Origin of the sequence: Roseivivax jejudonensis (assembly GCF_900172265.1) — a bacterium.
GTDB lineage: Bacteria > Pseudomonadota > Alphaproteobacteria > Rhodobacterales > Rhodobacteraceae > Roseivivax > Roseivivax jejudonensis.
This window is the reverse complement of the sequence record NZ_FWFK01000003.1, coordinates 240,978-253,825: the sequence shown is the minus strand read 5'-3', so window position 1 is coordinate 253,825 and position 12,848 is coordinate 240,978. Positions and strand designations below refer to the sequence as shown.

Annotated in this window: 12 protein-coding genes; 7 read left to right on the top strand and 5 right to left on the bottom strand. The window is 68.2% G+C overall.

All coding sequences use genetic code 11. The annotated features are described in order from the left end of the window. The first annotated feature begins 49 nt into the window (after positions 1–49). The gene (locus ROJ8625_RS09135) at positions 50–1,315 is read left to right on the top strand and encodes a glutamate-5-semialdehyde dehydrogenase (protein WP_085791580.1); all 1,266 of its coding nucleotides are present in this window, start codon (positions 50–52) and stop codon (positions 1,313–1,315) included. Positions 1,316–1,337: 22 nt separating this feature from the next. On the opposite strand, the gene ROJ8625_RS09130 is transcribed toward ROJ8625_RS09135, so the two are convergent. Beyond that, on the bottom strand, positions 1,338–1,943 hold the full coding sequence (locus ROJ8625_RS09130) for a histidine phosphotransferase family protein (RefSeq protein ID WP_085791579.1): 606 nt from the start codon (positions 1,941–1,943) through the stop codon (positions 1,338–1,340). 44 nt (positions 1,944–1,987) lie between these two features. Between ROJ8625_RS09130 and ROJ8625_RS09125 the strand changes: the two genes are divergently transcribed. From ROJ8625_RS09125 to olsA, 3 genes are all read left to right on the top strand, one after another. Further along, the gene (locus ROJ8625_RS09125; RefSeq protein WP_085791578.1) at positions 1,988–2,167 is read left to right on the top strand and encodes a DUF3553 domain-containing protein; all 180 of its coding nucleotides are present in this window, start codon (positions 1,988–1,990) and stop codon (positions 2,165–2,167) included. A gap of 149 nt (positions 2,168–2,316) precedes the next feature. After that, positions 2,317–3,078 carry an L-ornithine N(alpha)-acyltransferase gene (gene olsB, locus ROJ8625_RS09120; RefSeq protein WP_085791577.1) on the top strand — a complete coding sequence of 254 codons (762 nt, stop codon included), beginning with the start codon at positions 2,317–2,319 and terminating at the stop codon, positions 3,076–3,078. Further along, entirely contained in the window at positions 3,075–3,899 is an 825-nt protein-coding gene (gene olsA, locus ROJ8625_RS09115; protein ID WP_085791576.1) for a lyso-ornithine lipid O-acyltransferase, read from the top strand. Before olsB ends, olsA begins: the two co-directional genes overlap by 4 nt. A 64-nt stretch (positions 3,900–3,963) precedes the next feature. On the opposite strand, the gene ROJ8625_RS09110 is transcribed toward olsA, so the two are convergent. Continuing rightward, complete coding sequence (locus ROJ8625_RS09110; RefSeq protein WP_085791575.1) at positions 3,964–4,584, bottom strand: thiamine phosphate synthase; 621 nt, start codon at positions 4,582–4,584, stop codon at positions 3,964–3,966. A 302-nt stretch (positions 4,585–4,886) separates the two neighbouring features. On the opposite strand from ROJ8625_RS09110, the gene ROJ8625_RS09105 reads away from it, so the two are divergent. From ROJ8625_RS09105 to ROJ8625_RS09095, 3 genes are all read left to right on the top strand, one after another. Continuing rightward, the gene (locus ROJ8625_RS09105; protein WP_085791574.1) at positions 4,887–5,633 is read left to right on the top strand and encodes an RNA methyltransferase; all 747 of its coding nucleotides are present in this window, start codon (positions 4,887–4,889) and stop codon (positions 5,631–5,633) included. 68 nt (positions 5,634–5,701) lie between these two features. Beyond that, complete coding sequence (ctaA, locus tag ROJ8625_RS09100; RefSeq protein WP_085791573.1) at positions 5,702–6,862, top strand: heme A synthase; 1,161 nt, start codon at positions 5,702–5,704, stop codon at positions 6,860–6,862. Continuing rightward, positions 6,859–8,343 carry a carboxypeptidase M32 gene (locus ROJ8625_RS09095; protein ID WP_085791572.1) on the top strand — a complete coding sequence of 495 codons (1,485 nt, stop codon included), beginning with the start codon at positions 6,859–6,861 and terminating at the stop codon, positions 8,341–8,343. The genes ctaA and ROJ8625_RS09095 overlap by 4 nt, the downstream gene beginning before the upstream one ends. Before the next feature lie 207 nt (positions 8,344–8,550). Here the strand turns inward: ROJ8625_RS09095 and ROJ8625_RS09090 are convergent, their stop codons facing one another. The 3 genes from ROJ8625_RS09090 to gyrA all read right to left on the bottom strand — a co-directional run bounded on the left by ROJ8625_RS09090 (position 8,551) and on the right by gyrA (position 12,834). After that, positions 8,551–8,937: a hypothetical protein gene (locus ROJ8625_RS09090; RefSeq protein ID WP_085791571.1), complete on the bottom strand. Its 387-nt coding sequence runs from the start codon at positions 8,935–8,937 to the stop codon at positions 8,551–8,553. 125 nt (positions 8,938–9,062) lie between these two features. Continuing rightward, the gene (locus ROJ8625_RS09085) at positions 9,063–9,923 is read right to left on the bottom strand and encodes a LysR family transcriptional regulator (RefSeq protein ID WP_085791570.1); all 861 of its coding nucleotides are present in this window, start codon (positions 9,921–9,923) and stop codon (positions 9,063–9,065) included. 166 nt (positions 9,924–10,089) lie between these two features. Continuing rightward, entirely contained in the window at positions 10,090–12,834 is a 2,745-nt protein-coding gene (gyrA, locus tag ROJ8625_RS09080; protein ID WP_085791569.1) for a DNA gyrase subunit A, read from the bottom strand. Between the last annotated feature and the right edge of the window lie 14 nt (positions 12,835–12,848).

The window sequence follows — 12,848 nt, the reverse complement described above, 5'->3', positions numbered from 1 at the left end:
TCCCGATGCTCCGCATGTTCTGTGCGACCCTGAAAGGAAAGCGTTTCAGATGAACGATTTGAGTGACATTCCTTCGGTGATGCATGAAATTGGTCGCCGCGCGCGGGCCGCATCGGAACGCCTTGCCACCGCGCCGGCCGAGGCCAAGCGCCGCGCGCTCGAAGCGGCGGCCGACAGGCTCGAGGCGCAGGTCGCAGAAGTGCAGGAGGCCAACGAACGGGACGTCGCCTTCGGCACTGACAAGGGCCTTTCTCCGGCCATGCTCGACCGCCTCCGGCTCGACGCTGACAGGATCGCGGGCATCGCCGCGAGCCTGCGCGCAGTCGCCGCGCAGGAGGATCCGGTCGGGGCCACCTGCGCCGAATGGGAGCAACCATCGGGGCTGCGGATCCGTCGGGTGCGGACGCCGATCGGCGTGATCGGCGTGATCTACGAGAGCCGCCCGAACGTCACCGCCGATGCCGGGGCGCTGTGCCTCAAGTCGGGAAACGCGGTCATCCTGCGCGGCGGATCGGAGAGCTTTCACACATCCTCGGCCATTCATGCCTGCCTCGTCGCGGGCCTGGCGGAGGCCGGCCTGCCCGAGGACGCGATCCAGCTCGTGCCGACGCGGGACCGGGCCGCGGTGTCGGAGATGCTCAAGATGACAGAATTCATCGACGTGATCGTACCGCGCGGCGGCAAGGGCCTTGTCGGGCTCGTCCAGCAGGAAGCGCGGGTTCCGGTCTTTGCGCATCTCGAGGGGATCGTGCACGTCTACCTCGATGCCGCGGCAGATCCGGTCAAGGCGCTCGACGTCGTGTTGAACGCCAAGACCCGCCGCACCGGGATCTGCGGCGCCGCCGAGTGCCTGCTGATCCACCGCGATGCGCTCGACACCATCGGGCAGGGCGTCGTGCGCGCGCTGATCGACGCCGGGGTCGAGGTGCGCGGCGACCGGGATCTTCAGGCCATCGCAGGCGTCACCGCCGCCGAGGCGGATGATTGGGGGCGCGAATACCTCGACAGCATCATCGCCGCACGCGTGGTCGACGATCTCGATGCCGCGATCGCGCACGTTCGCCAGTACGGCTCGGGGCACACCGACTGCATCGTTACCGAGGACAACGCCGCGGCCGACCGCTTCTTCACCGAACTCGACAGCGCGATCCTGATGCGCAACGCGTCGACACAGTTCGCGGACGGCGCGGAATTCGGGATGGGGGCCGAGATCGGCATCGCCACGGGCAAGCTGCATGCGCGGGGACCGGTGGGGGCCGAACAGCTCACCAGTTTCAAGTATATCGTGGAGGGCGACGGCACCGTCCGACCCTGACGCGGCGGATAGCCTCGCGGCGTCAGATCGTCATCACGAGGGCGTCCGCGTCATCGTCTATCTGCACCGGGCGGCCCTCGGCGTGCGCGCAGTCGGCCAGGATACGGAACTGTACCTGCGCCGGCGTGACATCGGGCACCGGATCGCCGGAGGTGAGAAGACGCCAAAGGTCACTGTCCGCGTGGCGCGGTTCGGCGGTCGAAGCGATCCGCCACCGGGCGTCGTTCCAGTCCGCCGTGAGCAGGCCGCCGCGCGGCAGCGCGGTTTCGAAACACAGGATGGCGAGGCAGCAGAACTGCGCCTCGACGCGCGGCACGTCACCACTGGCCCGAAGCGCCACGTCGAGCCGGCTGTCGGCGGTCACGTCCGCCAGGATCGCGCGCAGCTCGTCCGCCGCGACCTTCCCGGCCTGGCGCGTCGCGCCGAACGCGAGCCGGAAGAGCCGGATCCGCGCGGCGGCGGCACGGGCGGAATGCTCGATCAATGCGAGTTCTTCGGGTTCGGTGCCGGGCGGCGCGACCATCGACAGCAACTCGAGCCCGTTCGAGATCGCCCCGATGGGCGAAATCAGGTCGTGGCAGATCCGCGACCCTACCAACCGGGCAAGCTCGGAGCTAGGTTCCGGCATCTGGCCCCCGACGACCGCTTCGTCGGGAAACGGAGGGAGCGCGTATGGATGAACTGAACGCCATGCTAGAGCCCGGCATGCTGGTGCAGCACCCGGACCACCCGGAATGGGGCACGGGCCAGGTGCAGTCCAACATCGGCGGCCGGATCACCGTGAACTTCCGCGAGGAAGGCAAGGTCGTGATAGATGGTGCGCGCATCGTCCTCGTTCCCGTGTTCGAGTAGACGCTAGAGCCACGTCGTTACGCAAGGGTTAACGGATCCGACCGCGCCGGATTTGCAAAAGGCGCGTGGCTTGCCTAAGCACCGGAAAGCGCGTGGGTCCCGTCCGCGCGACGAGCCCGCACCGATCCGCCCTGATCTGCCGAGGAGCGATGACAGCGACCCAGTTGCCCTCTCTTGCCGTCCGTCTGGCCGAGAGCGAAGCGGATCTGCGCGCGGCCCAGGCCCTGCGTTACGAGGTTTTCGTGGCCGAGCTCGGGGGCGACGGCGCAGGCGTCGATCATGTGGCGCGGCACGAGACCGACGCGTGGGACGGCGTCGCCGATCATCTCCTGCTGACCGACGACGCCCGGGATGGCGCGGTCGTCGGGGTCTACCGGCTTCTGCGCGACGATCAGGCGCATGCGGCGGGGGGCTTCTACGGGGATGCCGAATACGATCTCGCGCCGCTGCGCGCGTCGGGGCGCCGGCTGCTCGAGCTGGGGCGGTCCTGCCTGCACCGGGACTATCGCGGCGGATCGGGCATGATGGTGATGTGGCAGGCGTTGGCCGACTACGTGACCCGCCACGGCAGCGAGATCCTGTTCGGAGTAGCGAGCTTTCACGGGACCGATCCCGCGGCGCTGGCGCATCCGCTGTCGAATCTGCATCACCGGCATCTTGCGCCGCCCGAGCTGCGCGTACGCAGCCGCGCCTTCCAGCCGATGGACCTCCTGCCGGCGGACGAGACCGACCGCCACCGCGCGGTGCTCGAGACGCCGGCGCTGATCAAGGGCTACCTGCGGCTCGGGGGCGTGGTGGGCGAGGGCGCCTTCATCGACCATGCGTTCAACACCGTCGATGTCTGCCTGATCATGGACACGGCCCGGCTATCGGCCCGCGCGCGCGGGATCTACGCCCGCCCCGCCACGTGAGCACCTGGCGCGGCACGCGGGAGCCGGCGCTGGAGCGGCCGGACATCCGCGGCTGGCTGCGCGTGGCCCTGCGCGGCACGGCGATGGGCACGCTCGTTTTCGGCGGGCTTGCGATCCTGTTGGCCGTTCGCCTGATCGAGGCGCCGCTCTGCGGCCCCCGCCGGCCGGCGACGCCGCACATCACCCGCGCCGTCTGCCGCGGCGCGCTTTGGATCCTCGGTCTGCGCGTCCTGCAACGCGGCGCGCCTATGCGGGGCATCGGCGCGATGGTTGCCAACCACGCGTCCTGGCTCGACATCTTCGTTCTGAACGCGCGGGCGACGCTCGTCTTCGTGTCGAAAGCCGAGGTCGCGGGCTGGCCGGGTATCGGATGGCTTGCGCGGGCGACCGGCACGATGTTCATCCGCAGGGACCCGCGCGATGCGGCGCAGCAGGCCGCGGCACTCGAGGCGCGGCTCGCCCGGGGCGAGCGGCTGCTGTTCTTTCCCGAGGGCACGTCGAGCGACGGACAGCGCGTGCTGCCGTTCAAGACGACGCTGTTCCAGGCGTTCTTTTCCGACGCGCTGCGCCATGCCGCGCGGATCCAGCCGGTGAGTGTCAGCTATTTCGCGCCGGCGGACAGACGCGCGGACTTTTACGGGTGGTGGGGCGAGATGGCGTTCGGGGCGCACCTGCTGGCCATGCTGGCCGCGCCCGGGCACGGGGTCGTCGAGGTGGTCTTTCACCCGCCCGTTTCGGTCGACGCCGCGCCCAACCGCAAGACGCTGGCGCACCTGCTCGAGGCGGCGGTGCGCGACGGTCATCGCCCGACGACAACCTGACAGCTGGCCCGATTGCGCAGGCCACCGCCGACGCGCTGGCTGTTCCACAGTCGGCTCTGCCGGCTCAGGTCATGGTCGCGCGCAGAGCGCGCAGAGCCGCGACGGGGTCGTCGGCGGCCCAGATCTCTTCTCCGAAGGCGAAGAAATCGGTCAGCGGGGCAAGCTCGTGCACCGCGTGCGCATCGAGACCGCCCTCGGCAACGACGGGCAGCTCGATCATCTCGCTCCACCAGCGGAAGAGGTCGGTCTCTGCCGCGGTGCCGTCGCCGAGCGCGCCGGCGCTGACCGGGCCAAAGCTGACGTAGTCGGCGCCGGCCTCGCCCGCGTTCATGCCGTCATGGCGCGAGGCCCCGCAGAAGGCGCCGACGATGGCGTCCGCGCCGAGCGCCTTGCGGGCCGCACGCACGGATCGCACGCCATCGCCCAGATGCACGCCGTCGAGCCCGAGCCGCTCGGCCAGCACCACATGGGTGTCGATCACCAGCGCCACGTCGCGGGCATGGGCCACGTCGCGGATGGCGTCGGCGGCGCGCAGGATCGTATCCTCGTCCCGGGTGGCCAGGGCGAGGCGCAGGCACGCCACCGGTTCGGCGTCGAGAAGTCGGGCGAGGCGGTCCGGAAACGTGCCGAGATCGAGGTTCGGGGGGGTCAGAAGGTAGATCTGCGGCTCTTCTGTATCGGCCATTCATGCGCTCCGGAGGACGTTTGCGCGGTGATAGCGAAGGTGGCCGGGATTGGAAAGCGGACGCAACGCCACCGTCCGGGCCGACTGCCACACGCGCCGCGTGCGCGCACTCGAGGACCCTTCGCGCGCGCCCAACCCGCCGTGCGAGGGGCGCTGCCCCTCGCGCTCCCCGGGGTTTTCGGCAAGATGAAGAGCTGGCCGGGCGCCCTGTCCGGGGCGGGGCGGCACGCCCGCGCGCCGCCGGCCATTGCCTACGGCGGCGCGAGCGCCTAGAGCGGCGGCGATCCGAGCGAGGGAAACCGATGACGGACCGACCGGGGCAGCCGCGCATGGTGCTGGTGCGCCCGCAGATGGGCGAGAACATCGGCGCCGCCGCGCGCGCGATGCTGAATTTCGGCCTCGAGGACATGCAACTCGTGGCGCCGCGCGACGGCTGGCCGAACCCGGCCGCGCGGGCGATGGCGAGCGGTGCGGGCCGGGTGCTCGACCGCGCGCAAGTGGCGGAGGATACCGCGGCGGCCGTGGCCTCCTGCCACTGGGTGCTGGCCACCACCGCACGGCCGCGCGGCATGACGATCCCGGTCCTGTCGCCCGAGGCGGCGATGCGCGAGGCGCGCGCGCGCATCGCGTCCGGCGCGCGCGTGGGCGTTCTCTTCGGGCCCGAGCGCGCCGGGCTCGAGAACGCCGACATCGCGCGGGCGAACGCCGTCGTGTCGGTGCCGGTCAATCCGGACTACCCGTCGCTGAACCTCGCGCAGTGCGTGCTGCTCATGGGCTACGAGTGGCGCCGCGCGACGACCGAGATGGCCGCCGAGCGGGTCGAGCTCGCCGGGACGGCGTGGGCCAGCCAGGCGGAGGTCGAGGCGCTCGCCCGGCACTACGAGACGCGGCTCGACGAGGCGGGGTTCTTCTTTCCCGAGGAGAAGGCCGAGAGCATGAAGCGCAACCTGCGCAATCTCTGGAGCCGGATGCCGCTCACCCGGTCGGACGCGCAGATCCTGCATGGCATCCTGCGGCAGATGGTCCGGTGGGCCGGGCGTCAGCGCTGAGGCGCGGCCGCCGGCTTGAAGGCCTCCGGCGCCGCGCATAGTGTCGCGCGAGACCACAGGAGCGACGGATGGCGCGGAAACCGGCGGGCAATCGCAAGCTTTTCGAAGACGTGTCGGAGGGGATCGGGCCGCGGTCCGAGACGCCGACCGGCGGCATGATCGACGCGGGCCGGCGCGGCGCACGAGGCGCCGTGCGGACCTGGCTCCTGGTGCTGTTCGCGCTGGTGACCGTGATGATCGCAGTGGGCGGGCTGACCCGGCTGACCGACAGCGGGCTGTCGATCACCGAATGGCGTCCGTTGACCGGTGCGCTGCCGCCGATGAGTGCGGCGGCCTGGGAGACGGAGTTCGAGAAGTACCGGGCGATCCCGGAATACCGGCTGGTCAACTCGGGCATGAGCCTCGCCGACTTCAAGACGATCTACTGGTGGGAATGGGGTCACCGCCAGCTCGGCCGGGTCATCGGGCTCGTCTGGGCCGCAGGTTTCCTTGTCTTTCTCGCGATGCGGAAGATCCCGCCGGGCTGGACCTTCCGGCTGCTGTCGCTCGGTGCGCTCGGCGGGCTGCAGGGGGCGATCGGCTGGTGGATGGTGGCCTCCGGCCTGAGCGGCGAGATGATCGACGTGGCGAGCTACCGGCTGGCCACGCATCTGGGCCTTGCCTTCGTCATCCTCGGGCTGATCGCGTGGTTCGTCTTCCAGCTCTCGCGGGAGGAGCGGGAGTTGATGCAGGCGCGCCGTGCGCGAGAGGCGCGGCTGTTCTCGCTCGGCACCGGCCTGATGCATCTCGCCTTCCTGCAGATCCTGATCGGCGCGCTGGTGGCGGGGATCGACGCCGGTCGCAGCTATACCGACTGGCCGCTGATGTCGGGCTACGTGCTGCCGCCGATGGCCTTCGACCTCGAGCCGGCCTGGCGGAACTTCTTCGAGAATGCGGGCCTCGTGCAATTCATCCACCGGGTGACGGGCTACCTTCTCTTTGTCTTCGGGGCGGTCGTCTGGTGGCGCGCGCGCCGCTCGCCGCACGGCGATACGCGGTTCCGCTTCAACGCGGTCATGGCCATGCTGCTGGTGCAGATGGTCCTCGGCGTTGTCACGGTCCTCTATGCCGCGCCGTGGCAGATCGCGATCATTCACCAACTGGGCGCGGTCGCGCTCTGGGTGCTGATCCTGCGGGCCCGCTTTGCCGCGCGCTATCCCGTCTTCCGCTCTGTCAGAGGTGCCGCATGACCGACGCTTTCGAGGCGCTGGCCGCCCACGAACGCGAAACCGCCGCGATCGCGCAGGTCGCGGGCCGGCTGTCCTGGGACCAGGAAACGGTGATGCCGCGGGGCGCCGCGGCACAGCGCGGCGAGGAGATGGCGGCGATGGAGGGCATCCTGCACGCCCGCCGCGCCGATCCCCGGCTGTCCGAATGGCTGGCGGCGCTGGAGGCTGCGCCCGAGGCGCTGACGCCCGTCGCGGCGGCGACGGTGCGGCATGCGCGGCGCGCGCACGACCGCGCGGTCAAGGTGCCGGCCCGGCTGGCTGCCGAGATCGCGCGCGTGACGAGCGTGTCGCAGGGCGTGTGGGCCGAGGCGCGCGCCAAGGACGACTTCGCCGCCTTCGCGCCGACGCTCGGGCAGGTGCTGGCACTCAAGCGCGAGGAGGGCGCGGCGCTGGCGCAGGAGGGCGATGTCTACGATGCGCTCCTGCAAGACTATGAGCCGGGTGCCAGTGCGGCACAGCTGTCGGCGATGTTCGATGCGCTGCACCCGCGGCTCGTCGCGCTGATCGACGCGGTGCGCGGGGCTGATGCGCCGCCGGCGTTGTCGGGCACGTTCGACGAGAGCGAGCAGATGCGCCTGACCCGCGAGGTGGCCAAGACGTTCGGCTACGACATGGCGCGCGGGCGCATCGACAAGGCGGTGCACCCGTTCTCATCGGGGTCGGGCAACGACGTGCGCATCACCACGCGCACCAGCCCCACGGATCCGTTCAATTGCCTCTACTCGACAATCCACGAAGTCGGCCATGCGTCCTACGAGCAGGGTATCGATCCCAACTATCTGCTGACGCCGCTGGGCGCAGGGGTGTCGATGGGCGTGCACGAGAGCCAGAGCCGGATCTACGAGAACCAGCTCGGCCGCTCGCGCGCCTTCACCTCGTGGCTGTTCGGTCAGATGCGGGAGCGCTTTGGCGACCTCGGCCCGGCCGACGCGGAGGCGTTCTACCGGACCGTGAACCGCGTGCATGCGGGGTTCATCCGCACGGAGGCCGACGAGCTGCAGTACAACCTTCACGTGTTGCTGCGCTACGATCTCGAGCGCGCGCTGGTAACGCGTGACCTGGAGGTCGCAGATCTCGAGGAGGCGTGGAACGCGCGGTTCGAGGCGGATTTCGGCTACCCTGTGGACCGGCCGTCGAACGGGGTGCTGCAGGACGTGCATTGGTCGGTCGGCCTCTTCGGCTATTTTCCGACCTACACGCTCGGCAACGTCTATGCCGGGTGCCTGCATGACGCGATGCGCGCGGCTCTGCCGGATCTCGACGCGGCGCTGGCCGCCGGAGACCTGAGCGGAGCGACAGGATGGCTGCGCGACACTGTCCAGCGTCACGGCGGGCTGCGAGAACCGCGCGAGACCATCGAGGCCGCGACCGGGGCGGCGCCGAGCGAGGAACCGTTGATGCGCTATCTCGAGACGAAGTTCCGCGATCTCTACGCGCTTTGACGCCGGCAGCAGCGCTGTGTGACGCCGGTTGGCACCGTGTCGGACCGGCCACAAGCGGGCATGCGTAGGAGTTTTGGCAAATAATGATTTGTCATAACGTCTACCGCTTGATAAATCATTGTGCAGGACGAATTCGGGACCGCATAAAAAAGCGCGGCCCGAAGGCCGCGCAAGTCTACGGTGTGCCCCGTGATGACGCGCGGTGCGTCAGATAACGTTGTGCCAGCCGGCGCGGACCATGCTGTAGCGGCCGCCGCCGAAGACGATGAGAGGGAGAGCGAGCGCCGCCACGACCGCCAATTGGACGATTTCGTCCGTGCCGACCGTGGTGAACCCCGGAAGAGCGACGAGATGTCCGGTGTAAAGGGCCAGGCCGAGCAGAGCCACGACCCGCGTGCGGACGCCAAAGGCGAGCCAGATCGCGACGACGGACATCAGTCCGGCGAGAAGCGCGGCGGCGATGGACACGCCGGCGAAGGGAAGAATGCGATCAGCCACACCGGCCCCGGCCGACATGGTTTCGATGACGGCGTAGGCCAGGCACGCCGCGAGGGCGATCCGGATAACGCACTGGACGATCGGTGTGGAAGTCATTGGTTTCGCTGCTCACTGTTCGCTTTTCGAGAGCTTGCTCACAACGTACACGCGACAGCAAGCGTTAACAGATCAATAACGACTTTGCAAAAATTCGCCTACTGGGGGAATCCCGTACGCGAAGTTTAGCCGGTACTGGTCCGGCTCGCCTCGAGCGCAGTGATGTCTTCGAAACACGCCGTGATCCACTCCACCACGGAGCGCATGGCCGGATCGCTTCGCCGTGTTTCGTGGAACATCAACCAGAAATCCGCGAGGAAGGGCGGGCGTCCGGGCGTGACGGGCACGAGGTTCACGTCCTGCGCCGCCAGTAGATCGGGAAGGGGGCCGGGCAGCCCGGTGCTCTGCATCAGGCCGTAGAGCGCGAGGAACGAGTCCACGCGGACCTTGGGCGGGCCGGCGAATTGATCGAACCCCATGCGCATCGGCGGATACTGGTCATGCGCTTCGCCCAGGCCGGCCCAACTGTCGTCCAGTTCCCGATCGCTGTTGCGGTAGAGCCGGAAGGAAAGGTGGCCGGCCTTGCGGGTCACGATGCGACCGCTCTCGGGCTGGCCATACATCACCACCACGTCATTCTCGCCCAGTCCCTCGCGGAACACGCGATCCGTGAAGGTTAGGGAAATTCCGGAAAGCTGCGAGCTTCGACGCTGCAGGCCGGGGATCAGGACCTGCGAAGTGACCACGGGGATCGACCCGATGTTGATCTTGACCGGCTCGTTCGACATCCGCGCCGCCTGCGAGTTCAGCGCCGATTGCAACGTGCCGTCGAAGGTCTCGCTGATTTCGATGAGGTGCATCACCGCCTCGGACGGCTTCCAGCCCTCCGTCGTCTTGACGAAGGCGGGCGTGCCGAGCTGCTCGGACAGCCGCTCGATCCGGCGAGACACCGTCGCCGTGTTGGTTCCGAGATGCTTTGCGGCGGCAGTCATCGTGCCGGTTTTCGACAGCGCCACGAGAAAACGAAGATCGTCCCAGTTGTCCATGACGGCTCATGATCCAATCATTTCAGAGGCGCGCCACCTGCGCGGAACCGAAAAGCGTTGCCGGCGCGTTCTATTCGAGACCGGCTGCACACGTTTCAACGGTAGGCAGGTTCTTGCGTACCTGCAATTGCGTTGTTGCATCGTCGTCGGGTGACCAACTCTCGGATCACGCCTCGGGTTCCGGAGGATCATCCTCGGTACTCTGATCGGCGATCCACGCGACGCTCACCACCTCTTCGTCGGGGCCGGTGTTGAAGACGCGGACACCGCCGGCGCTGCGCGACCGGAACGAGATTCCCTCGACCGGCACGCGGATCGACTGGCCGCGCGATGTCGCGAGCATGATCTGATCGTCGATCTCGACCGGGAAGGACGCGACGACGGTTCCGCCCCGCATCGCCTTGTCCATCGCCATCACGCCCTGACCGCCGCGTCCGCGCACGGGGTAGTCGTGGCTGGAACTGAGCTTGCCGGACCCGTTGGTGGTGATCGTGAGGATCAGGTTCTCGGCCGCCGACATCGCGGCATAGCGTTCCTGCCCGATGGTGATGTTGGCGTTGCCTTCCTCGTCGTCGCTTTCTGCCGTCTCGTCGGTCAGTCCGGCCACCGCCCGGCGCATCTTGAGATAGGCCGCACGCTCGTCCGGCGTCGCCTCGAAGTGGCGGATGATCGACATCGATACGACACGGTCGCCGTTGTGCAGGCGAATGCCGCGCACGCCGGTCGATTTCCGGCCCTTGAAGACGCGGACGTCCGTCGTCGGGAAACGGATCGCCCGGCCGGAATCGGTCACCAGCATCACGTCATCGCTTTCGGACGCGATGCGCGCGTTCACGAGGAACACGCCATCGCTCAGTTCCATCGCGATCTTGCCGTTGCGCTTGACGTTGGTGAAGTCCGACAGGGCGTTGCGTCGCACGTCGCCGGCGGATGTGGCGAACACGATCTGCAGGTCGTCCCAGTCCGTTTCCTCGCGGTCGACCGGCATGATCGCGGCGATCGACACGCCAGTCGGGATCGGCAGGATGTTGACGATGGCCTTTCCCTTGGACGTGCGCCCGCCGGCCGGCAGGCGCCAAGTCTTGAGCTTGTAGACCATCCCGTCTGTCGTGAAAAACAGAAGCTGCGTGTGCGTGTTCGCCACGAAAAGCGTGGTGACCGCGTCGTCCTCCTTCAGGCCGCCGCCGGACACCCCCTTGCCGCCGCGCCGCTGGCTGCGGAATTCCGACAGCGGCGTGCGCTTGATGTAGCCGGACTGCGTGACCGTCACGACCATGTCTTCGCGCTCGATCAGGTCCTCGTCGTCCATGTCGCCGGCCCAGTCGGCGATTTCCGTGCGGCGCGGCACGGCAAAGAGATCGCGAACCTCGCGCAGCTCGTCGGAGATAATGCCCATGATGCGCTCGCGGCTGCCGAGGATCTCGAGGTATTCCTTGATCTTGCCGGCCAGTTCCTCGAGCTCGTCGGTCACCTCCTTCACGCCGAGCTGGGTGAGGCGCTGGAGCCGAAGCTCGAGGATCGCGCGGGCCTGCGCCTCGGAGAGGTTATAGGTGCCGTCGTCGTTGATCGTGTGCGTCGGGTCGTCGATCAGCCGGATGTACGGGGCGATCTCGTGGGCCGGCCAGCGGCGGGTCATCAGCTTTTCGCGCGCCTCGCTCGCGTCGGCGGAGGCGCGGATCGTCGCGACGATCTCGTCGACGTTCGACACCGCGACGGCGAGGCCGCACAGGATATGGCTGCGCTCGCGCGCTTTGCGCAGAAGGTAGGCGGTGCGCCGGGCGACGACGTCCTCACGGAAGTCGATGAACGAGGTCAGGAACTTGCGCAGCGTAAGTTGCTCGGGCTTGCCGCCGTTCAGCGCCAGCATGTTGCACCCGAACGAGGTCTGCATCGGGGTGAACCGGAACAGCTGGTTCAGCACCACGTCCGGCGTCGCGTCACGCTTGAGCTCGACGACGACGCGCACGCCGGAGCGGTCGGATTCATCCTGCACATGCGCGATCCCCTCGATCCGCTTGTCGCGCGCGGCCTCCGCGATCTTCTCGATCATCGCGGCCTTGTTCACCTGGTAGGGGATCTCGTCGATGACGATCGCATAGCGATCTTTGCGCAGCTCCTCGATCCGGGTCTTGGAACGGATGATGACCGAGCCACGGCCCTCGAGATACGCCTTGCGCGCGCCGGAGCGGCCGAGGATCAGGCCGCCCGTGGGGAAATCGGGCGCCGGCACGTACTCGATCAGCTGCTCCGACGACAGGTCGGGCTCGTCGATGAGCGCGAGCGTGGCGTCGATCACCTCGCCGAGATTGTGCGGCGGGATGTTGGTGGCCATGCCGACGGCGATGCCGCCCGCGCCATTGACCAGCATGTTCGGAAACCGCGCCGGCAGGACGGACGGTTCGCGGTCCTTGCCGTCGTAGTTGTCCTGAAAATCGACGGTTTCCTTGTCGATGTCCGCCAGCATGTAGGCGGCCGGCTTGTCCATGCGAACCTCGGTGTAGCGCATGGCGGCCGGGTTGTCCCCGTCCATCGAGCCGAAGTTGCCCTGGCCGTCGAGCAGCGGCAGCGACATCGAGAAATCCTGTGCCATCCGAACGAGCGCGTCGTAGATCGCGCTGTCGCCGTGCGGATGGTATTTCCCCATGACGTCGCCCACGGGCCGCGCGGACTTGCGGTAGGCCTTGTCGTGGGTGTTGCCGGTCTCATGCATCGCGTAGAGGATGCGCCGGTGCACGGGTTTTAGCCCGTCGCGCAGGTCGGGGATCGCCCGGCTCACGATCACGCTCATCGCGTAATCGAGGTAGGAGGACTTCATCTCCTCGAGGATCGAGACCGTGGGTCCGGCCGGAAGGGGACGGCCCGAGCCGCCATTTTCGTCCGCGTTTTCAGGGGGTTCGGGCGTATCGTTCACGAATTCAGTCCGCC